Annotated in this window: 15 protein-coding genes and 1 other RNA gene; 7 read left to right on the top strand and 9 right to left on the bottom strand. The window is 67.8% G+C overall.

The annotated features are described in order from the left end of the window. Window positions 1-17: 17 nt before the first annotated feature. Window positions 18-382, bottom strand: a transfer-messenger RNA (tmRNA) gene (ssrA, locus tag HZ989_RS10230). Between the two features lie 36 nt (window positions 383-418). Between ssrA and HZ989_RS10225 the strand changes: the two genes are divergently transcribed. Continuing rightward, on the top strand, window positions 419-2,113 hold the full coding sequence (locus HZ989_RS10225) for a bifunctional protein-serine/threonine kinase/phosphatase (protein WP_209320731.1): 1,695 nt from the start codon (window positions 419-421) through the stop codon (window positions 2,111-2,113). Between the two features lie 36 nt (window positions 2,114-2,149). Here the strand turns inward: HZ989_RS10225 and gltA are convergent, their stop codons facing one another. Further along, complete coding sequence (gene gltA / locus HZ989_RS10220; protein ID WP_209320730.1) at window positions 2,150-3,451, bottom strand: citrate synthase; 1,302 nt, start codon at window positions 3,449-3,451, stop codon at window positions 2,150-2,152. 64 nt (window positions 3,452-3,515) lie between these two features. Next, complete coding sequence (gene gltX / locus HZ989_RS10215; protein ID WP_209320729.1) at window positions 3,516-4,934, bottom strand: glutamate--tRNA ligase; 1,419 nt, start codon at window positions 4,932-4,934, stop codon at window positions 3,516-3,518. On the opposite strand from gltX, the gene HZ989_RS10210 reads away from it, so the two are divergent. Further along, on the top strand, window positions 4,933-7,152 hold the full coding sequence (locus HZ989_RS10210) for a ComEC/Rec2 family competence protein (protein WP_209320728.1): 2,220 nt from the start codon (window positions 4,933-4,935) through the stop codon (window positions 7,150-7,152). The two genes, gltX and HZ989_RS10210, sit on opposite strands and share 2 nt — an antisense overlap. Here the strand turns inward: HZ989_RS10210 and lexA are convergent. The 4 genes from lexA to HZ989_RS10190 form a co-directional block, all read right to left on the bottom strand. Further along, window positions 7,133-7,825 (bottom strand): transcriptional repressor LexA, encoded by a 693-nt coding sequence (gene lexA / locus HZ989_RS10205; RefSeq protein ID WP_209320727.1) that lies wholly within the window; start codon window positions 7,823-7,825, stop codon window positions 7,133-7,135. The two genes, HZ989_RS10210 and lexA, sit on opposite strands and share 20 nt — an antisense overlap. A gap of 72 nt (window positions 7,826-7,897) precedes the next feature. Continuing rightward, window positions 7,898-8,713 (bottom strand): indole-3-glycerol phosphate synthase TrpC, encoded by an 816-nt coding sequence (gene trpC, locus HZ989_RS10200; protein WP_209320726.1) that lies wholly within the window; start codon window positions 8,711-8,713, stop codon window positions 7,898-7,900. Continuing rightward, a complete protein-coding gene (gene trpD, locus HZ989_RS10195) occupies window positions 8,710-9,744 on the bottom strand; it encodes an anthranilate phosphoribosyltransferase (RefSeq protein ID WP_209320725.1) in 1,035 nt (344 codons plus the stop codon). Before trpD ends, trpC begins: the two co-directional genes overlap by 4 nt. 4 nt (window positions 9,745-9,748) lie before the next feature. Beyond that, complete coding sequence (locus HZ989_RS10190) at window positions 9,749-10,339, bottom strand: aminodeoxychorismate/anthranilate synthase component II (RefSeq protein WP_209320724.1); 591 nt, start codon at window positions 10,337-10,339, stop codon at window positions 9,749-9,751. 107 nt (window positions 10,340-10,446) lie between these two features. Between HZ989_RS10190 and HZ989_RS10185 the strand changes: the two genes are divergently transcribed. Then, window positions 10,447-10,638 (top strand): peptidoglycan-binding protein, encoded by a 192-nt coding sequence (locus HZ989_RS10185; protein ID WP_209320723.1) that lies wholly within the window; start codon window positions 10,447-10,449, stop codon window positions 10,636-10,638. On the opposite strand, the gene trpE is transcribed toward HZ989_RS10185, so the two are convergent. Together trpE and HZ989_RS10175 are read right to left on the bottom strand one after the other, a co-directional pair. Beyond that, complete coding sequence (trpE, locus tag HZ989_RS10180) at window positions 10,635-12,155, bottom strand: anthranilate synthase component I (protein ID WP_209320722.1); 1,521 nt, start codon at window positions 12,153-12,155, stop codon at window positions 10,635-10,637. The genes HZ989_RS10185 and trpE overlap by 4 nt on opposite strands. Further along, window positions 12,152-14,068 carry a peptidylprolyl isomerase gene (locus HZ989_RS10175; RefSeq protein WP_209320721.1) on the bottom strand — a complete coding sequence of 639 codons (1,917 nt, stop codon included), beginning with the start codon at window positions 14,066-14,068 and terminating at the stop codon, window positions 12,152-12,154. Before HZ989_RS10175 ends, trpE begins: the two co-directional genes overlap by 4 nt. A 126-nt stretch (window positions 14,069-14,194) precedes the next feature. On the opposite strand from HZ989_RS10175, the gene tpiA reads away from it, so the two are divergent. The 4 genes from tpiA (at window position 14,195) to katG (ending at window position 19,557) form a co-directional block, all read left to right on the top strand. Beyond that, window positions 14,195-14,977, top strand: coding sequence for a triose-phosphate isomerase (tpiA, locus tag HZ989_RS10170; protein ID WP_209320720.1), 783 nt, complete (start codon window positions 14,195-14,197; stop codon window positions 14,975-14,977). A gap of 51 nt (window positions 14,978-15,028) precedes the next feature. Next, window positions 15,029-15,448: a preprotein translocase subunit SecG gene (secG, locus tag HZ989_RS10165; protein WP_209320719.1), complete on the top strand. Its 420-nt coding sequence runs from the start codon at window positions 15,029-15,031 to the stop codon at window positions 15,446-15,448. Between the two features lie 143 nt (window positions 15,449-15,591). Further along, entirely contained in the window at window positions 15,592-17,241 is a 1,650-nt protein-coding gene (locus tag HZ989_RS10160; RefSeq protein ID WP_209320718.1) for a CTP synthase, read from the top strand. Window positions 17,242-17,343: 102 nt separating this feature from the next. Further along, on the top strand, window positions 17,344-19,557 hold the full coding sequence (gene katG, locus HZ989_RS10155; protein WP_209320717.1) for a catalase/peroxidase HPI: 2,214 nt from the start codon (window positions 17,344-17,346) through the stop codon (window positions 19,555-19,557). Window positions 19,558-19,601 lie beyond the last annotated feature (44 nt).

The raw sequence follows: 19,601 nt of genomic DNA, 5'->3' as shown, positions 1-19,601 counted from the left end.
ACGCCATGTGCGGAAAGCGCCGGGGATTCTGTTGGCAGGCTCCCCGACAGGCCCCGCCCAGGGATCTGAACCCCTGGGACTCAAGATTCGAAATCAACCGAACCGCATTACGCGGCGAGGCGGACTTCTCCAGCGAAGTTATCGTTCGCAGTTAGAAAATGGCCCGATACGGTGGGCCAGGACGAGCGAAAGCAGTCTTCTTTACACGTCCGTCGATGCTAGTCGGCCCCATAAGCCTCCGCCGATAACGCGGGGAAGATGGTGGAGCCGCCGGGAATCGCACCCGGGTCCGGTCCGCTTATTACAAGCGCGTTTATCGCCATATCCGGAGCAAGCCCCGGCAAGAGGCAATATAGGCCGAGAAGTCCTTGCATCCAAGTTGCGAAGTGAAGTCTGCTGCAAGGCAGGGGGATTTCGCATGGCGGAGGACGGCAGGCTGGAGATTGCGGCGGGGTTCGCGACCGCGCTGGGACCGCGCAAGGACAATCAGGATTTCGGAGCCGTCCACATCGGTGCCCCTTCGGAGCAGGCGCTGCACGGGATGGTCGCCCTGGTCGCCGACGGCGTGAGCGGGTCGAAGGCCGGGCGCGTGGCGTCTGAACTGGCGGGTCGCACCTTCATCGACGCCTATGTCGATCAGAACCCGCTGAAGGGCGTCGCGGCGGCGGGCGTGGGGGCCCTGGCCGGCTATAACCGGTGGCTCCATGCCAAGGGCCGATCGGATCCGGATATGGCCGGGGCAGCCACGACCTTCACGGCCCTGGTGATGCGCGGGCGCGAGGCGACAGCGCTGCATGTGGGCGACAGCCGGGCCTGGCATTTCCGCGACGGGGTGCTGACCCGACTGACCGAGGACCATGTGCTGAGCCAGCCGGGTCTGAGCCATGTCCTGTATCGGGCGATCGGAATTGAACCCGACCTGCGGCTCGATACGCGGGCTGTGGGGCTGAAGGCGCACGACCGGCTGCTGCTGACGACCGACGGCGTGCACGGCGTGGTGTCCGACGAGGATCTGGGCCACCTGCTGGGACGGCGGGCTTCGCCGGAGGCGGACGCCCGGGCCATCGTCGATGCGGCGGGTCTGGCCGAGACGCGCGACAATGCCACCGCCATCGTCATCGACGTCATCCGCATCGGGGCCGTGGATCAGGATGCGATCGGGGCGGAGGTCGCGGGGCTGCCGATCCTTCCGCCACCGAACGCGGGCGACAATGTCGACGGGTTTCGGCTGGAACGGCTGCTGTCCGATGGCAACTACACCCGGCTGTTCATTGCCCGGGACGGCGAGGCGACCACGCCCGTCGTGCTGAAGTTTCCCAAGCCCGCCCTGCTGTCCGAAAGCGGGGCGCGGGGTGCCTTCCTGCGCGAGAGCTTCATCGGCCGGCGGATCGACAGTCCGTTCGTGGGCAAGACCCTGACGCTCGATGTCGGTCGCCAGAGCCGCCTGTACATCGCCCAGCCCCTCTATGTCGGACGAACGCTGCACGCGAAGATCGCCGAGGAACCGTTCGACATCCCGACGGGCGTGGATGTCGGCATCCGCCTGGCCAGGGCCGTCGTAGCCCTGCACCGGCAGGGGATTGCCCACCGCGACATCAAGCCGGACAATGTGATCCTGGAGAAGGACGGCGGGCTGAAGCTGATCGATCTGGGCGTCGCCAGACTGCCGCGGATCGAGGAGTTCGCCGAGGCCGAGGCCCCGGGCACGGCCGGGTACAAGGCACCGGAGTTGTTCGCGGCCTATCCGGGTGATGCCCTGAGCGATCAGTATGCGCTGGGGGTGACGCTGTACCGGCTGTTCACCGGCGACTACCCCTGCGGCCAGGACGAGGATTTCAACCGGATGCGGTTCGAGAAACCGACCCGACCGACCGTGCTTCGTCCCGATATGCCGGCCTGGCTGGAGGCGGCGATCCTGCGGACGCTGGCGGTCGAGCCGACCGACCGGTTCGCCGACGTCGAGGAACTGATTCACGTGCTGGAGAGCGGCAGCGCCGCGGCCGTGCCGGCACGACGCGAGCTGTCGCTGATGGAGCGCGAGCCGGTGCGGTTCTGGCAAGGGGTCAGCGCGCTGCTGCTGGTCCTGCTGCTGGTATCGTGGATGATCCGCTGAGGGCGACGGCCCGATGCCTCCCTCGACAGGGAGGTTTCAGCCGCGCGACTGGATCGGCACGTAGTCGCGCTGCGTCGGGCCGGTGTACAGCTGGCGCGGGCGGCCGATCTTCTGCGCCGGATCGGCCAGCATTTCTTCCCACTGGGCGATCCAGCCGACGGTGCGGGCCAGGGCGAACAGCACGGTGAACATCGAGGTCGGAAAGCCCATGGCCGACAGGGTGATGCCCGAATAGAAGTCGACGTTGGGGAACAGTTTGCGCTCGATGAAATATTCGTCGGACAGGGCGATGCGCTCCAGTTCCTTGGCCACCTGGAACAGGGGATCGTTCTTGTCGCCGACCAGGTCGAGGATCTCGTCGGCCGATTCCTTCATCACCGTCGCGCGGGGGTCGTAGTTCTTGTAGACCCGGTGGCCGAAGCCCATCAGCTTGTATTTCCGGGCCTTCACGCCCTCGATGAACTCCGGAATCTTGTCCGGCGTGCCGATCTCCCGGAGCATGTTCAACGCCTCTTCGTTGGCGCCGCCGTGCGACGGTCCCCACAGACAGGCGATGCCGGCGGCGATACAGGCGAACGGATTGGCCCCCGACGAACCGGCCAGGCGCACCGTCGAGGTCGAGGCGTTCTGTTCGTGGTCGGCGTGAAGAGTGAAGATCCGGTCCATGGCCCTGGCCATCTTGGGGTCGACTACATAGTCCTCGGCCGGAACCGCAAAGCACATGCGCAGGAAGTTCTCGGCGTAGCTGAGGTCGTTGCGCGGTGACACGAAGGGCTGGCCGATGTGGTATTTATAGGCCCGGGCCGCGATGGTCGGCATCTTGGCGATCAGACGGATGGCCGAGATGTCGCGCTGGACCGGATCATGGATGTCCAGGCTGTCGTGATAGAAGGCCGAGAGGGCGCCCACAGCCCCGACCATGATCGCCATCGGATGGGCGTCGCGGCGGAAGCCCTCGAAGAAGCGATCGAACTGGGCGTGCAGCATGGTGTGGCGGGTGACGATGGTCTCGAACGCCTCGTATTCCGCAGCCGTCGGCAGTTCGCCCTTCAGCAGAAGGTGGCAGACCTCGATGAAGTTCGACTGCGAGGCCAGCTGGCCGATCGGATAGCCGCGGTGCAGCAGGATGCCGGCGTCGCCGTCAATGTAGGTGATGGCGCTTTCGCAGGCCGCGGTGGAGGTGAAGCCGGGATCGAAGGTGAAGGTATCGGTCGCGCCATACAGCTTGCGGATATCGATGACGTCCGGGCCCGTGGAGCCCGACAGAACCGGCAGTTCGACGGTCTTGTCGCCGTAGGTCAGGGTCGCCGTTCCGGCGGGTTTGGAGGCTTCGGTCATCAGGCGCCCTTGCGATGGTGTTCGGACCGGACGGGAAGACCCGGACCGCGACGGTTACCTACGATCATCTAGTCTGTTGCAGCGCATCATCCAAGCGGCCGAGCGATTCTTCCCGACCGAGCGCGGCGAGGGTCTTTGCGATGTCGGGTGAAACGCCGTCGCCCGTCAGCGCGGCCCGGACAGCGGGGCCGATCTTGCCGAATCCCACCGCTTCCTCCTCGGCGAAGGCCTTGAGCTCGGCCTCCAGGGCGAAGACGTCCCAGCTGGCGAACAGTCGTAAGCGGTCACGCAACCGCGCGATCCGTTCGCCCGATTCGCCCGTGAGGAGGGGCAGGGCCTTTTCAAAGATCTGCAGAGGGCGCCGGCGAAGGACGAAGCCGGTCTGATCGGCCAGTTCCAGCAAAGTCCGGGCCCTGTCCTTGACGAGGGGCATGGCCCGCAGAAGACATGCCTCGTCGCCCTCGGCCAGCGCATGCCCGCGCGCCAGATGTGTGTCCAGCACGGCCTTAGCCAGCCGGTCGTCGTCGGCCAGCCGCATCCAGTGCGCATTGACGTGGGCCAGTTTGTCGAAGTCCAGCCGGGCGGGGGCCTTGCCGACGCCGTCGAGGTCGAACCATGCGCGGGCCTGATCGTCGCCGAACAGTTCATCGTCGCCGTGGGCCCAGCCCAGACGGGCCAGATAGTTGCGCATGGCCTCGGGCAGATAGCCCATCCCGGCATATTCGTGGACGGCCTGGGCCCCGTGTCGTTTCGACAGTTTCGCGCCATCGGGACCGTGGATCAGGGGGATGTGGGCGAAGGTCGGTCGCGGCCAGTCCAGCGCATCATAGATCAATGATTGACGTCCGGCGTTGTTCAGATGGTCGTCGCCCCGGATGACGTGGGTGACCCCCATGTCATGGTCATCGACGACGACGGCCAGGTTGTAGGTCGGGGCCCCATCGGAACGCAGCAGGACGAGGTCGTCCAGATCTTCGTTGCCCCAGCTGACTTCGCCCTGGACGGCGTCACTCACGATCACCCGGCCCGGCAGGGGGCGTCGGAAGCGGACGATGTGAGGCCGGGACAGGTCGTCCATCGTCGGCTCGCGGTCGCGCCAGGGCGATTCGAATGGACGGCGTGCGGCCTTGGCCTCGTCACGCAGGCGGCCGGTTTCCTCGGCGGATGTGAAGTCGCGATAGGCGGCCCCGCGCTCCAGCAGTTCATCGACAACCTGGCGGTGTCGGTCCGCGCGGGCATACTGGAAGACGGGGTCCTCGTCGGCGAACAGTTCCAGCCAGCTGAGGCCGTCGAAGATCGCCTTGACCGCCTCGTCGGTCGAACGCTCGCGGTCGGTGTCCTCGATGCGGACCAGGAACCTGCCGCCGCGGCCTTTCGCGTAAAGGTAGTTGAAAAGCGCCGTTCTTGCGCCGCCTATGTGCAGATAGCCGGTCGGCGAGGGGGCGAAACGGGTGATGACTCGGGGGTCGGAGGAGGAGGTCATGGGGGGCGTGTCCGGACGGGCCGCCCTTATACCTCCCGATGCCGCAAAGCCCAGCCCGCGAGAGAGGATCGCCGCGTGGCTTTCCGATGAAGTCCGGGCGCAGTCGCTGCGGTGGCGGTTGCTGGCCCCGGTGGCGTTCGGCTGCGGAGCGGCCCTCTATTTCGCGCTGAAGCGCGAGCCGCCATTGTGGCCGCTGCTGGGAATGGCCGGGGCCATGCTGGCGATCTGGCTGGGTGCACGGTGGCGGGGGAACGGGCGCAGGATCACCCTGCCGCTGATGCTGCTGGCCTGTCTGGCGTGTGGACTCGCGGGGGCGAAGGTCCGCAGCGACCGTGTCGCGGCGCCGATCGCACCGGCCATGGCCGAGCCCACCGTGATCGAGGGCTGGGTCGTCGATGTGGACAGCCCGGGCGACCGGGGGCACCGGGTGGTCGTCGCCCCCGTCCGCGTGCAGGGCCTGCTCCCGGAGGCGACCCCGATCCGTCTGAGAGCCACGGTCAGGGGTGAGCCGCCGGTGCCAGGGTCAGCCATCCGCCTGTACGCGATCCTGAATCCGCCGCCGCCGCCCGCCAGCCCGGGAGCCTATGACTTCGGGAGAGGGGCCTGGTTCGACCGCCTGGGCGGCACGGCCTTCGCGCTGGGCGAGACGCGGACGGCCGGGCTGCCCGCGGCGCCATGGAGCCTGCGGATGGCGATGCGGGTCAATGCGATGCGGTTTGCTCTGGCCCGGCGGATCGTCGATCGCCTGGGCGAGCGAACCGGCGGGATCGCGGCGGCCATGACGACGGGGCATGAGACCTGGATCCAGCGCGAGGATCTGGACGCCATGCGCGATTCCGGACTGGCACACATCCTGTCGATCAGTGGCCTGCACATGGCGATCGTGGGCGGGTTTGCCTTCTTCCTCGTGCGGTTCGGGGTGGCGGCCTGGCCCTGGCTGGCGCTGCGGGTGTCAGGCAAGAAGGTGGCGGCGGTCGCCGGGCTGATCGCGGTCTGGAGCTATCTGGTGCTGTCAGGCGCACCCGCCCCGGCGGAGCGGTCGGCGATCACGGCCTCGATCGCCTTCGCGGCCATCCTGCTGGACCGGCCGGCCATCAGCATGCACGGGCTGGCTGTGGCCGCCATGGTCGTGTTGATCCTGCAGCCCGAAGCCATCGTGACACCGGGGTTCCAGATGTCGTTCGCGGCAACAGCGGCCCTGGTGGCCCTGGCCGAGGCCTGGCCACCCCGGACACGCGCTCTGTCTGTGCCCTGGCCCATCGCCCTGATCCAGTCGGCGCGGCACTGGCTGGTCATCGCAGTCAGCGCCAGCTTCGTGGCGGGCGCGGCGACGGGGCCGTTCGCGATCCAGCATTTCAACCGGACCGCCGTCTTTGGTCTGATCGCCAATCTGGCGACGTCGCCCATCGCCGATTTCATCATGATGCCGGCGCTGGCCCTGGGTGCGCTGCTGGAGCCGGTCGGGCTGGGCGGGCCGTTCCTGTGGGTGGCGGGCAAGGGGGTGGATGCGATGCTGTTCGTCGGCCACCGGGTCACGGCGCTTCCGGGCGCGGTCAGGACCATCGCCAGCGCGCCGGACCATGTGTTGCCGATCTCGTTCCTGGGCGTGCTGTTCGTCTGTCTGTGGCAGGGGCGGCTGCGGTGGGCCGGACTGCCGTTCGTCTGCGCGGTGCTGATCTGGCCGCGCGATCCGACACCGACAGTCTGGATCGGCGATGGGGGGATCAATGCGGCCTATAGCGTCGGCGGTCAGGCGGTCGTGGTGCGGCCGGGCGTGCGGGATTTCGCCACCGAGGTATGGTCGCGGCGGCGCGGACTGACGCGGGCCGAGCGGGACGACGCCGGCTGGATCTGCGAGCGGTATGCCTGTGCGCCCCGAACCGGTCATGCGCCCCTGGCCGTGTGGTGGGGCAAGGTCGCGCCGGATGCGGAGGCGCTGGCGGGCCTGTGTGCCTCGGCCCCGCTGGTCAGCGTGCGGGCGACGGTGTCAGCCCTGCCCAGCGCTTGCGCCGACCGCCTCGTGCTGGACGGGGTGGACTACGCACGCGGCGGGGCGGTCGAGCTGTGGCAGACACCGCAGGGCTGGCGTGCGGTCTGGTCTGCGGATACTCGGGGAGACAGGCCGTGGAGCCGCCCCGGACAAGGTCTCCGACCTTTCCGGGATGACAAGGCCGATCCGGATGCGGCCGAGCCTGGCTCTAGTGATACTGGCGGATGAGACCGACCAGCTTGCCCTGGACCTCGACCTGGTCGGGGCCGAAGATGCGGGTTTCATAGGCGCGGTTGGCGGGCTCGAGGGCGATGGAGTTGCCCTTCCGGCGCAGCCGCTTCAGCGTCGCCTCCTCGCCCTCGACCAGGGCGACGACAATCTCGCCGGACGAGGCGGTATCGACCCGTTTGATGACCACCAGATCGCCGTTCAAGATACCGGCCTCGATCATCGAATCGCCCTCGATCTCGAGCATGTAGTGTTCGCCCGCGCCCAGCATGGCTTCGGGCACATGATAGCGGCCGTGATCCTGCTGGATCGCGGCAATGGGCACGCCGGCGGCGATCTTGCCGACCAGAACCAGTTCGCGGGTGTCGTTGGCGGGTTCTGCCGCCCGCGGACGGCCGCCGCCCTCGATGACGTCGGGGCGGAAGGGGGCGCGGCCCCGGACCGGGCCGGTCGTGGCCTGTTCCGGCAGCTTCACGACCTCAAGGGCGCGGGCGCGGTGGGCGAGGCGGCGGATGAAGCCGCGTTCCTCCAGCGCCGTGATCAGCCGGTGGATGCCGGACTTGGACGCCAGATCCAGAGCCTCTTTCATCTCGTCGAACGAGGGGGAGACGCCCGTCTCCTTGATCCGCTCGTGGATGAACATCAGGAGTTCGTGCTGCTTTTTCGTCAGCATGGTGAGAATCGCCTTCAGAACAAGTCGTGAACCGTTGTCGATGTTCTGTAAGTGTTCCTCCCTAATGTCAACTTAACGGGAAACAGGCTCCAGCAGCGACCGCGTGGCGGCCTCGACGTCCGGTTGCCGCATCAGGCTTTCGCCGACGAGGATGGCCCGGGCCCCCGCCGCCGCCACCTCGGCGACGTCCGCCGCCATAGAGATCCCGCTCTCGGCGACCAGCAGGGCTCCGGCGGGGGCCATGGCGGCATAGCGGGCGGTGGCGGACAGATCGACCTCGAAGGTGCGCAGGGAACGGTTGTTGATGCCGATCAGGACGCCGCCCGCGTCTGGCTCAGAAAGCGCCACGGCGCGGGCCATCTCGGCTTCGTCATGGGTCTCGATCAGGGCGTCCATGCCGAAGCGGCGGGCCTCGGCCAGCAGGTCGACGGCCAGGGCGTCGTCAACCATCGACAGGATGATCAGGATGCAGTCGGCCCCCAGCGCCCGGCTCTCGGCCACCTGCCAGGGGTCGACGAGAAAGTCCTTGCGCAGACAGGGCAGGGCGGTGGCGGCGCGGGCGGCGATCAGGAAGTCGTCGTGGCCGTGAAAGCTGGGTTGATCCGTCAGGACGGACAGGCAGGTCGCGCCGCCCGCCTCATAGGCGCGGGCCAGGGCGGGCGGGTCGAAGTCGGCGCGGATCAGACCTTTGGAGGGGCTGGCCTTCTTGATCTCGGCGATCAGGGCGGGGTGCCCGTCCTGCGAGCGCTTGCGCAGGGCGTCGAGAAAGCCGCGCGGCATGTCGGCGACCCGGGCGAGCGATTCGACCTCGGCCAGCGGACGGGCGGCCTTGCGCGCCTTGACCTCGACCCGTTTGTAGGCGGCGATCTGTTCCAGGATGTCGGTCATGCGGCCGACTCCGGCTCGGGCGCGGAGGTGATGGCGGCCAGCTTCGTCAGGGCTGTCCGGGCCGCACCGTTGTCGATGGCGCGGGCGGCGATGGCTACCCCTTCCCTGAGGTCCGCCGCCTTGTCCGCGACGATCAGGGCGGCGGCGGCGTTCAGCAGGACGACGTCGCGATAGGGCCCGGTCGCGCCGTCGAGCAGGGCAGTCAGGGCGGCGGCATTGGTCTCGGCGTCGCCCCCGCGCAGGGCGGCGATGTCGGCGCGGGGCAGGCCGGCGTCCTCGGGCGTCACGGTGAAGCGGCGGACAGTTCCGTCCTTCCATTCAGCGACCTCGGTCGGGCCGGTCGTGGTCAGTTCGTCCAGTCCCTGACCGTGCACGGTCCAGGCGCGGGTGGCCCCAAGGTTTCCGAGCACCCGGGCCAGGGGCTCCAGCAGGCGCGGGTCATAGACGCCCATGACCTGACGCCGGGCGAGCGCCGGGTTGGACAGGGGACCCAGCAGGTTGAACACAGTGCGAAAGCCGATCTCGGCCCGGATCGGCCCGACGTGGCGCATGGCCCCGTGATAATGCGGCGCGAACAGGAAGCAGATGCCCGCTTCGTCCAGCGCCTGTTTCTGACGCTCCGGCCCGGCGGTCAGGTCGACTCCCAGCGCCGAAAGCACGTCGGACGAGCCCGATCGGGAGCTGAGGGCGCGGTTGCCGTGCTTGGCGACCTTCAGGCCCGCGCCGGCCAGGACCAGTGCGGCGGCGGTCGAGATATTCCAGGTGTGCTGGCCATCGCCCCCGGTGCCACAGGTGTCGATGACGTCATATGGCTGGTCGAAGGGGCTGGCGGCGGCGCGCATGGCGCGGGCGAAGGCGGTGATCTCGTCCACCGTCTCGCCCCGGATCCGCAGGGCGGTGACGGCGGCGGCGACCTGGGCTGGGGTCGGTTCGCCGCGCAGGCAGGCGGCGAAGAAATCGCCGGCTTCCGACTCGCTCAGCGTCTGGCCGTCGACCAGCCGGGCCAGCAGCGGCTTGAATCCTTCGGACACCGCCTCAGACCATGGCCAGGCGCTTGACGCCCGCCAGATCGAGGAAGTTGGCCAGAAGCGCATGGCCGTGTTCGGTGGCGATGGATTCGGGGTGGAACTGAACACCGTGGATCGGGCGGGCGTGATGCTGGACGCCCATGATCTCGCCGTCCCCGGTCCAGGCGGTGACGTCGAGGCTGTTCGGCAGGGTGGCGCGGGCCACGGCGAGGCTGTGATAGCGGGTCGCGATGAAGGGGCTGGGCAGGCCCGCGAACAGGCCGCGACCGTCGTGGGTGATGGGCGAGGTCTTGCCGTGCATCAGGGCCTTGGCCCGCACGACGTCCCCGCCGAAGGCCTGGCCGATCGCCTGATGGCCCAGGCAGACGCCGAGGATCGGCATGTCGTCGGGTGCCGTGGCGATCAGCGGCAGACAGATGCCGGCCTGATCCGGCGCACAGGGGCCAGGCGACAGCAGCACCGCCTCGGGCTTCAAGGCCCAGGCTTCCTCCACGGTCAGGTCGTCGTTCCTGACGACATGCGTGCGCGCGCCCAGCTCCGCGAGGTAGTGGACGAGGTTGTAGGTAAAGCTGTCGTAGTTATCGACGACGAGGATCATCCGGCGCTTCTAGAGACTGGTTTCACTGCCGCCAAGCGGACGCGTGCGCACAACGGATCGTTAACCGTTGCGGTTCGAGATCGGCATTCGAACCGGAGGGTGAGTCCATGACCATGCAGGCCCAGATCGATCAGGCGCGGCAGGCGCTGGTGGAGGTCGAGTCGAAGCCAAGTGTCATGGCGACGCTGGGGGCCGCAGCGCTCGCAGCGGCGGCGGCGGTGCTGCTGGCCGGGGTCATGATCCTGGGGCCAGGCGTGGCGATCGAGGATCAGCCGGTGCCGGTTAGCGCGACGACCTAGACACCGCCCGCGTCATTCAGGGGCGCGCCCAGCTCGAACCGCCAGGCATCCCCGGCCGCCCGCATCGGGGCGCGGGCCTTGGCCTCGGTTTCCGCATATTCGGCCGCCGGATCGCTGTCGGCGACGACACCGGCCCCGGCCTGGACGAAGACCTGGCCGTCCGCGAACAGGGCGGTGCGCAGGACGATGCAGATGTCGGCCTCTCCGCCCGCCGAGATATAGCCGACACCGCCGCCATAGCCGACACCGCGCTTTTCCGTCTCCAGCTCGTCGATGATTTCCATGGCGCGAACCTTGGGCGCGCCGGACAGGGTGCCGGCGGGCAGGGCGGCCAGAAGCGTATCCACCGCGTCGAGGTCGGGGTGGGCGCGACCCTCGACATTGGAGACGATGTGCATCACCTGGCTGTATCGTTCGACGACGAAGCTCTCGGTCACCTTGACGCTGCCGGGGGCGGCGACTCGGCCCACGTCGTTCCGACCCAGGTCCAGCAGCATCAGATGCTCGGCCCGTTCCTTCGGATCGGCCAGAAGCTCGGCCTCCAGCGCCCGGTCGGCCTCCGGCGTCGCACCGCGCGGCCGGGTGCCGGCGAGCGGGCGAATGGTGACCCCGCCGTCCTTCAGACGCACGAGGATCTCGGGGCTGGAGCCCGCCAGCTGAAAGTCGTCGAAGGTGAGAAAATACAGATAGGGCGACGGATTCTGGCGGCGCAGCGAGCGGTAGAAGGCGAACGGATCGCCCGTCCACGGCGCACGGAAGCGGTGGCTGAGCACGACCTGAAAAATGTCACCCGCGCCGATGTAGTCCTTGGCCGCAGCGACCAGTCCGGCATAGGCGGCGGCATCGACCGGGGACGCAAAGTCAATGGCCGGGGTGGGCGTGGCCTGGGCACGACCGAGCAGGGGACGACGCAGCCGGTCCTCGAAATCGTCCAGCCGGGCCTCGGCGGCATCGACGGCTGTCTCCGGGTCGTCCCCGGGCCAGACCGGAGCCATGACGACGATCTCGTGCTTCACTGAATCGAAGACGGCAATGACCGACGGGCGGGTCAGGACGGCGTCGGGCAGATCGAGCGGATCGGGATTGGGCGCGCCGAGGGGTTCCAGCAGGCGGACCATGTCGTAGCCGAAGACGCCGAACAGGCCCGCGGCCATGGGAGGCAGGCCGTCGGGCAGGTCGAACCGCGTTTCCGCGATCAGGGCGCGGAGGTTGTCGAGCGCGCCGCCGGGCTGGTCAGTATAGCGTCTGGCGGCGATATCCGGCCCTCGCGCGATCGAGGCGACGCCATCGCGGCAGCGCCAGACCAAGTCAGGATCGAGCGTGATGATCGAGTATCGGCCGTTCAGCGCGCCGCCTTCCACCGACTCCAGCAGGAAGGCGTGAGGGCGGCCCCAGCCCACCTTCAGATAGGCGGACACTGGCGTCTCCAGGTCGTCGATGATCCGGCGCACCGCGATCTGCGGCGTTCCGGCCTTCAGTCCCGCGACCAGAGCCTGCCGGTCGGTCGTCTCGCTCATGGAGCGGGAGCGGTCGGCGTCGCTTCCGGTGCGGTGACGCCGAGGGCCTCGATCGCGGCCGCCGGATCATTGGTCGCCTTCGAACGCGCCGCCGCCGCCGTCACCAGCTGCTCGACGCCGGCATTGACGATGTCGCTTCCGATGCGGCCGCGAATCTGATCGGCCAGACGCGAGGCCGTGGCGGGATCGGCCGGCCGCACCGCATCGACGCGGCCGACGACGAAGCTGTTGTTCGTGCCGGGGCCGGTGAAGATCTGGCCACGGCTCTGGCCGAACAGACCCTCGAGCACGCCCTGACCCAGAGCGGTCTGGGCTTCGGCATTCTGTTGCACGCCACTGCGGTTGATCAGGGTGGCACCCGCCGAGGCCGCGACGGCGGCGATGTCCTGACCGTCGCGGACACGCTTGGCCAGTTCCTCGGCCTTGGTGGACAGGCGTCGGGCGTTCTCGCGCAGGGTCCACTGCTGGGTCAGCGGCCCACGGACCTCGGCCAGGGCCGGCAAGGCGGCGGGACGGATGTCGTCCAGGCGCAGCACGAAATACTGGCCCTGGCCGGCGTCGATCACATCGCTTTCGCCGCCCCGGGTCAGGGCATAGGCGCTCTGGAGGATCTGCGGCGGGGCATTCATCGGCTGGCCGTCGGGCAGTCGGCCGTCCTGGGTGAAGGGGGGAAGCTGGACGAAGCGGGCCCCGACCTGTTCGGCGGCGACGGCCAGGGGCTTGCCCTCGGTGCGCGCCTTCTCATAGGCCTCCACCCGGGCATAGACGCGGGCCTTCATATCCTCTTCCTGGAGCTCCGCCACGATGGCCCCGCGAACCCCTTCCAGAGTGGCGGGCGTGCCGGGCAGGATCACGGTCACCTTGGCGACCGAGAAGCCGACACGGCCCTGGATCGGGGCGGACACCTGATTGGCGGCCAGAGCGAAGACGGCGGTGGCGACGGCCGGATCGGGCAGGGCGCTTTGGGGCTGGGCCTCGTAGACGGCGGGCTGGATATTGTTGGCCTCGGCCACGGCCTGGGGGGTCTGGCCCGCGCGCAGGGCGCCGGCGATGCGGTCCGCGGCCGCCTGGGTCGAAACGGTCAGGGTCGTGAAGGTCCGGCGTTCCGGGGTCGACAGGGCGTCCTTGCGGAAGTTGAAGCGCTCGACGACCCGCGCCTCGGGGATCGCCGGCGGAGTGAAGCCCGGCGCATCGTTGAACAGCAGGACCGTGGCAATACGGAATTCGGGCCGACGCAGCTGGCTCGCGTTCTCGTTGATGAAGGCCGTCAGCTGGGCGTCGGTCGGGGCGGGCGTCGCGCCGGCCATGGCCTGGGTCACCTCGAACCAGCGGCCGTCGCGGACCTGGAAGGCCTGACCCGCCAGCAGCGCGCCGAAGATGCGCGGGGTGCGCAGGCCCGCCTGGATGGCCGTGCCGAAATGCTGGCTGACGGCCGTGTCGCGGAACTCGTCCTCGAGCATGACCGGCGTCACGTTCTGGGCGGCCAGGGCCTGCTCGTACTGGGCCTGATCGAACTGGCCCGTGACCTGGTTGAAGAAGGCCGGAATCTCGCGGATGCGCTTCAGGACCAGCTCCTCACTGACACGGATGCCGGCCTTGTAGGCCCAGTCCAGGAAGCCGAGACGATTGGTCTGGCCTTCCAGATAGCGGACGTGGACGTTTTCCTTGACGAGGTCCTCGTTTGTGACCGGACGTCCGGCCTGCTCCTGCATGCCGGTGCGGACGCGCTCGAACTCCGACCGGAACTGGGCCACATCGACCGAGCGATCGCCCGCCGTGATGATGTGTTTGGGGCCAAGATTGCGCAGGACGTCGGTCTGGCTGCCGCCCACGATCAGGAAGCTGAGGATCAGCAGGACGAACAGACCCGCCGCCCACTTGGATTTGGCGAAGGCACGGAACAGGGAAATCATCGAGTGGGCCTGACGGTCGGACGGCGAGACACGCCGCGAATGGGGATATGGGCGTATAGGGGAGGCGACCTATCCCCCGCAAGCGCCGGGCTTGGCAGGCGGCGAGACGCTGCCTAGACAGGCCGGATGAAACAATCCGTGAAGATGATCGTCGGCAACTGGAAGATGAACGGCGAGTCCACCGGGGCGAAGGAGTTCGAACGCCTCGCAGCCCGCCTGATCGAGGATCCCTGCCGGGTCGACGTCGCCATCTGCCCTCCCGCGACGCTGGTCGAACGCTTTGCACGCATGGGCGGGCCGGCAGGAATCGGCATCGGGGGCCAGGACTGTCACCCTGAGCCGCGCGGGGCCTATACAGGCTCGATCTCTGCCGAGCTTCTTTTTGAGGCGGGGTGCGCGTTCGTTATCGTGGGCCACTCCGAGCGTCGTCAGCTGTGCGCCGAGACCGATGCGATCGTTTCGGCCAAGGCTGATGCAGCGATAAGGGCGGGGCTGGCTCCGATCATCTGCGTTGGCGAGACTTTGGCAGAGCGCGAGGCAGGAGAGGCGGTCGCCGTGGTCCGACAGCAGATTCTGGGATCGCTGAGTGATCGCCTGGCGGGTAGGGAATGGGCCTTGGCCTATGAACCGGTCTGGGCCATCGGAACCGGCCGGACGCCTACCCTGGAACAGGTCGCCGAAATCCATGCAGCCGCTCGTGAAGCCATGACCGAGCGGCTCGGCGATTGCGCCCGCCACACACCCATCCTGTACGGCGGTTCCGTGAACGTCGACAACGCCCGAGAAATCCTGGCGGTTGAGAATGTCGGGGGCGCGCTCGTTGGTGGGGCTTCGCTGAAGGCCGAGGACTTTATCGCGATCATCCATGCCGCCGAACTCGCCCTCGTTGCCGCTGGCGCGCAAGGATGATAGACGCCGCCGCTTGATCGGCGGACCGTCCCGCCACACATGTAAGCGACCATGCTCCAGACCATTCTCCTCGTCGTCATGATCCTGATCTCGCTGGCCCTGACCGGCGTGATCCTTTTGCAGCGTTCCGAAGGGGGCGCCCTGGGCATGGGCGGAGGTCCGTCGGGCTTCATGACCGCGCGCGGGGCGGGCAATCTGCTGACCACCACGACCTGGTGGCTGGGCGCGGGTTTCGTGATCTGCGCGATCAGCCTGACCATTCTGGGCAATGTGGAGCGGTCGAACCGTTCGGTCGTTGATGCCGATGCCGTCGGCTCCATCGCCCTCGATACGGCTCCGTCGACGCCGACGGCCCCGGCACCCAATCCCGCGACGCCGTCGCAGCCGGCCGCGCCGTCGCTGGACGACCTGGAAGCCAGCCTGCCGACAGCGGGCGTGGCCCCGGCCCCGGCACAGACGCCGGCGAACTAGGGTGACGGCGGAGGCTCCTCCGCCGCTTCCCCGCCGATCCAGCCTCCTGCACCCGCCGACGGTGGGGCCGAAGATGTGTTTTCAACAGATGGATCGCGAACCGATCCGAAGCTGGAGCCGAATCGGCTCTAAGGTGATGCCCCGTGGCTAGATATGTCTTCATCACGGGCGGCGTGGTTTCCTCGCTGGGCAAGGGGCTGGCGTCGGCGGCCCTGGGCGCATTGCTCCAGGCGCGCGGCTACAAGGTCCGGCTTCGCAAGCTCGATCCCTATCTGAATGTCGATCCGGGCACGATGAGCCCCTATCAGCACGGCGAGGTCTTCGTGACCGACGACGGGGCCGAGACCGACCTCGATCTGGGTCACTATGAGCGGTTCACCGGCGTGTCGGCGGCCAGGTCGGACAACATCACGACCGGCCGCATCTATTCGACGATCATCGAGAAGGAACGGCGCGGCGACTATCTGGGGGCCACGGTGCAGGTCATCCCGCACGTCACCGACCAGATCAAATCCTTCTGCCTGACCCCCGCCCTGACCGATGAGGGCGAAGAGGTCGACTTCGTGCTGGTCGAGATCGGCGGCACGGTCGGCGACATCGAGGGCCTGCCGTTTTTCGAGGCGATCCGCCAGCTGGGCCAGGACCTGGAGCGGGGCCAGTCGTGCTTCGTCCACCTGACGCTGCTGCCGTTCATCAAGACGGCCGGGGAGATGAAGACCAAGCCGACGCAGCATTCGGTCAAGGAGCTGCGCTCCATCGGCATCCAGCCGGACATCCTGCTGTGCCGCTGCGAACTCCCCATCCCGCCGGAGGAGAAGCGCAAGATCGGCCTGTTCTGCAATGTGCGCGAGACGGGCGTGATCCAGGCGATGGATTCGGCCGATATCTATGCCGTGCCGCTGGACTATCACCGCGAGGGTCTGGACGCCGAGGTGCTGGCCCATTTCGGCATCAAGGACGCGCCAGAGCCCGACCTGACCCAGTGGCAGGAGATCGCACGTCGCCGACTGCAGCCCGACGGCGAGGTCACGGTCGCCGTCGTCGGCAAATACACGGTCCTGAAGGACGCCTATAAATCCCTGATCGAGGCGCTCCATCACGGCGGGGTGGCCAACAACGTCAAGGTCAACATCGACTGGGTCGAGGCCGACACCTTCGAGGGCGACCGCGAGCTGTGCGAACAGCGACTTCAGGACGCCCACGCGGTCCTGGTGCCCGGCGGCTTCGGCGAGCGGGGGGCGGAAGGCAAGATCGAGGCAGCGCGGTTCGCCCGCGAGCGCAACATCCCCTATTTCGGCATCTGTTTCGGCATGCAGATGGCGGTCATCGAGGCCGCCCGGAACCAGGCAGGGCTGACCAGGGCCTCCTCCACCGAGTTCGGTCCGACCGAAGAGCCTGTCGTCGGGCTGATGACCGAATGGACACAGGGGAACCAGCGCGTGCTTCGGCAGCAGGGCGGGGACCTGGGGGGCACCATGCGTCTGGGGGCCTACGATTCGACCCTGACCCCGGGATCGAAGATCGCCGGGATCTACGGAACCACGGCGATCAGCGAGCGTCACCGCCACCGTTACGAGGTCAACATCAACTATCGCGATGCGATCGAGGCCATGGGCCTGCGATTCGCCGGTCTGTCGCCCGATGGCGTCCTGCCCGAGACCGTCGAACGCACCGATCACCCGTGGTTCATCGGCGTCCAGTATCACCCGGAGCTGAAGAGCCGACCGTTCAAGCCCCATCCGCTGTTCGCCAGCTTCATCGAGGCGGCGCTGGTGCAGAGCCGGCTGGTTTGATAGGCCTAACCTATCCTGACGATCAATATTTCAAGTTAGACTAATGCCCGCCAGGGTCTATCCTCTCCGTCCTCAACCACATAACGGCAGGATGGAACGATCATGGACGGCAGCGATATCGTCGAGCCCACCACCAAATGCCCGCTGGGGCACGGCGTGCGGTTTCACACCAGCTTTGGCGGCCGGTCCAACCGCGACTGGTGGCCCAACCAGCTGAATCTGAAGCTCCTGTCGCAGCATTCGTCGATGGTCAGCCCGTTCGCGCCGACCTTCCGCTATGCCGACGAACTGGAAAAGCTGGATGTCGAGGCGCTGAAGGCGGACCTGCGCGCGCTGCAGACCGATTCAAAAGACTGGTGGCCCGCCGACTTCGGTCACTACGGCCCCTTCTTCGTCCGCATGGCCTGGCACAGCGCGGGCACCTACCGGACCGGCGACGGACGCGGGGGTTCGGGGGCGGGCACGCAGAGGTTTGCCCCGCTGAACAGCTGGCCGGACAACGGCAACCTGGACAAGGCGCGCCGCCTGATCTGGCCGATCAAGCAGAAATACGGAAACCGGATCAGCTGGGCCGACCTGATGATCCTGGCCGCCGACGTCGGCATGGAGACCATGGGCTTCAAGACCTTCGGCTTCGGCTTTGGTCGCGAGGATGTCTGGGAGCCGGCCGAGGACGTGTTCTGGGGGGCCGAGGATACCTGGCTTGGCGATGAACGCTATCAGGGCGAGCGTGAGCTCGACAAGCCGCTGGCCGCCGTCCAGATGGGCCTGATCTATGTGAACCCGGAAGGCCCGAACGGGAACGCCAGCCCCTCCGCCGCGGCCCACGACATCCGCGAGACCTTCGCCCGGATGGCCATGAACGACGAGGAAACCGTCGCCCTGATCGCCGGCGGCCACACCTTCGGCAAGGCCCACGGCGCGGGCAGTCCGGCCCATGTCGGTGTCGAGCCGGAAGGTGCGGGACTCGTGGAACAGGGTCTGGGCTGGCGGAACAGCTTCGAGAGCGGCAAGGGATCGCACACGATCACCAGCGGCCTCGAAGGTGCCTGGACCAGCCATCCCACGCGTTGGGACAACGGCTATTTCGACCTGCTGTTCAAGTACGACTGGGAGCTGACCCGCAGCCCGGCCGGTGCCCAGCAATTCACGCCGGTCAACATCGCCGACGATGATCTGGCCCCCGACGCACACGATCCGTCCCGGCGCGTCAAGCCGATGATGGCCGTGACCGACATCGCGCTGAAGACCGACCCCGCCTATCTGGAGATTTCGAAGCGGTTCCACGCCCATCCGGACCAGTTCGCCGACGCCTTCGCGCGAGCCTGGTTCAAGCTGACCCACCGCGACATGGGACCGCGGGCCCGGTACCGTGGTCCGCTGGTGCCGCAGGAAGTCCTGATCTGGCAGGATCCGATCCCGGACGTGGATCACCCGCTGGTCGAGGCGGCCGACATTGCGGACCTGAAGGCGCGCATCTTCGCCTCGGGTCTGTCCGTCAGCGCGCTTGTCGCCACGGCCTGGGCCTCGGCCTCGACCTTCCGGGGGTCGGACAAGCGGGGCGGGGCCAACGGTGCCCGGATCCGTCTGGAGCCGCAAAAAGACTGGGCGGTGAACCAGCCGGCGCAACTGGCCCGGGTTCTGTCCGCTCTGGAAGCCATCCAGACCGACTTCAACGCGGCCCGGACCGACGGCAAGAAGATCTCCCTGGCCGACCTGATCGTGCTGGCCGGTTCGCTGGCTGTCCAGAAGGCCGCCCGGGACGCCGGCTTCGACGTCGAGGTGCCGTTCACGCCCGGCCGGATGGACGCCAGCCAGGCGCAGACCGACATCGAGTCCTTTGATGTGCTGGAGCCGACGGCCGACGCCTTCCGCAACTACCTGAAGACGGACTACACCCTGACGGCCGAGGAGCTGATGGTCGACCGGGCGCAACTGCTGACCCTGACCGCACCGGAGATGACGGTTCTGGTCGGCGGCCTGCGGGCGCTGAACATCAATACCGACGGTGTCCAGCACGGGGTCTTCACCAAGCGTCCGGGTCAGCTGACCAACGACTTCTTCGTCAACCTGCTGGACATGGACACGGTCTGGACCGCGACCTCCGACGAGGAGGCCGAGTTCGAAGGGCGTGACCGGGCGACCGGTGCGCCGAAGTGGACCGCGACCCGCGTCGATCTCGTCTTCGGCTCCAACTCGCAACTGCGGGCTCTGGCCGAGGTCTATGCCCAGTCGGACTCGGGCGAGAAGTTCGTCACGGACTTTGTCGCGGCCTGGACGAAGATCATGAATGCGGATCGGTTCGACCTGCGCTGACCGGTCGAGGACCCGAGACGTTAACGGCCCCCGTCCGACCCGGG

The organism is Brevundimonas sp. AJA228-03, from assembly GCF_017795885.1.
Classification (GTDB): Bacteria; Pseudomonadota; Alphaproteobacteria; order Caulobacterales; family Caulobacteraceae; genus Brevundimonas.
The sequence above is the reverse complement of the archived record's forward strand: the minus strand, read 5'-3'. Positions and strand labels throughout refer to the sequence as shown.